Below are 1,967 nucleotides of genomic sequence, written 5' to 3'. Positions count from 1 at the left end.
CACCGCCTCCTCCCCGCCGACCCTCGCCGAACTGAAGGCGGCCCGCTACACGCCGGTCGCGATCGGGCTGCACTGGCTGCTGGCGCTGCTGATCCTCGGCGCGCTCGGGCTGGGCCTGTACATGACCGGGCTGCCGTTCTCGCCGCAGCGCGTGCGTTTCTACAGCTGGCACAAGTGGACCGGCATCGCGATCCTGCTGCTGTCCGCCGTGCGCCTGCTGTGGCGCCTCGGCCATCCGCCGCCCGGCGTGCCCGACTTCGTGCTGGCCGCCATGCCGCGCTGGCAGCGCACGGGCCGCACGGTCAGCCATCGCCTGATGTACCTGCTGTTCTTCGCCGTGCCGCTGCTGGGCTGGGCCCAGAGCTCGGCGCTCGGCGTGCCGGTGGTGTGGTTCGGCGTGCTGCCGCTGCCCGATTTCGTGCCCGTGGACCGCGCCCTCGCCGAGCAGTGGCTGCAGCCGCTGCACCGGGCCGGTGCCTACCTGCTGGCCGCCGTCTCGATGCTGCACGTCGCGGCCGTCGTCAAGCACCAGTGGATCGCGCGCGACGGCCTGCTGCGGCGCATGTGGCCCGGGCCGTCGTCGACTTCCAGGAAACCCAACGCATGACCTCCCTTCTTCGCCGCTGGCACGGCGCGCTGGCGCTCGCCACCCTCCTCCTTCCGGCGGCCCATGCCGAGCCACCGCCCGCGCGGCTGGTGCCCGAGAAAAGCCAGATCGTGTTCGTGAGCAAGCAGATGGGCGTGCCGGTCGAGGGTTCGTTCAAGAAGTTCAACGCGCGCATCGCCTTCGACCCGAGGAAGCCCGAGGGCGGCAGCGTGGCGCTGCAGATCGACACCGCGAGCGCGGCCTTCGGCATCCCGATGACCGATGCCGAGCTGCCCAAGGCGCCGTGGTTCGATGCCGCGCATTTCCCGCAGGCCGGCTTCCAGACCACGGCCATCAAGGCGCTCGGCGACGGCCGCTTCGAGATGGCCGGCAAGCTCACGCTCAAGGGCATCGCCAGGCCGCTGACCGTGCCCGTGACGATCGCGCCGGCCGCCAACGGCCAGTCGGTGGTCAGCGGCAGCTTCGTGCTGCAGCGCATCGACTACAAGGTCGGCGACGGCGAATGGACCGACACCTCGGTGATCGCCAACGACGTGCAGGTGCGCTTCAAGCTCGTCGTCGACGGCCTCGGCACGCCCTGACCCCACCACACTCCCCCGCACGCAGCACCCGCCATGAAGAACAAGACACTGCTTTCCGCCGCCCTGCTGGGCTTCGCGCTCGCCGCGTCCGGCCTCGTCGCCGCGCAGGAATACACCGCCCCGGCCGTCGCGGCCAAGCCCGCGGGCGGCCCGGTCAAGGGCGCCAGCTACGTGGTCGACCCGACCCATACCTTCGTCATGTACGAGATGGGCCACTACGGCACCACCACCAACCGCGGCCGCTTCAGCACCAAGGACGGCAGCGTGCAGATCGACCCCGCCGGCACCAGCGGCAAGGTCGACATCACCATGGACATCAGCTCGATCAACACCGGCGTCGACCTGCTGAACCGGCACGTGCAGAGCAAGGACTTCTTCAATGTCGCCGAATTCCCCACCGGCCGCTTCGTCGCCGAGCGCATCGCCTTCAGCGGAGACAAGGTGGCCGAGGTGCCCGGCACGCTCACGCTGATGGGCCAGACCAAACCCGTCACCCTCAAGGCCGTGCGCTTCAACTGCTACCTGAGCCCGCTGATCAACCGCCAGGTCTGCGGCGGCGACTTCGAGACCACCGTCGAGCGCAGCGACTGGGGCATCACCTGGGGGCTGAACTTCGGCTTCGAGAACAAGGTGAAGCTGCTGGTGCAGGTCGAGGCGGTGAACGTGCAGCAATGAATTCCGAAAGAGAGCACTTCCGATGATGGACACCACCCTTTCCCTGCTCGGCATCGCCGGCGCCATGGCCGTGGGCGCGATGAGCCCGGGCCCGAGCTTCGTGA

3 protein-coding genes are annotated in these 1,967 nt (G+C 69.3%); all 3 read left to right on the top strand.

Annotated elements, in window-relative coordinates:
* Positions 1–31: 31 nt before the first annotated feature.
* The 3 genes from AC27VN_RS40035 to AC27VN_RS40025 are packed head-to-tail and all read left to right on the top strand — an operon-like array spanning position 32 to position 1,863.
* Positions 32–607 carry a cytochrome b gene (locus tag AC27VN_RS40035; RefSeq protein WP_490880294.1) on the top strand — a complete coding sequence of 192 codons (576 nt, stop codon included), beginning with the start codon at positions 32–34 and terminating at the stop codon, positions 605–607.
* On the top strand, positions 604–1,188 hold the full coding sequence (locus tag AC27VN_RS40030) for a YceI family protein (RefSeq protein ID WP_490880293.1): 585 nt from the start codon (positions 604–606) through the stop codon (positions 1,186–1,188). Before AC27VN_RS40035 ends, AC27VN_RS40030 begins: the two co-directional genes overlap by 4 nt.
* A 33-nt stretch (positions 1,189–1,221) precedes the next feature.
* On the top strand, positions 1,222–1,863 hold the full coding sequence (locus AC27VN_RS40025) for a YceI family protein (RefSeq protein WP_490880292.1): 642 nt from the start codon (positions 1,222–1,224) through the stop codon (positions 1,861–1,863).
* Positions 1,864–1,967 lie beyond the last annotated feature (104 nt).

It is taken from the genome of Variovorax sp. 20P10.2.4, assembly GCF_058244205.1.
Note: the sequence above shows the minus strand (reverse complement) of the source record. Positions and strands in the feature narration are given on the sequence as shown.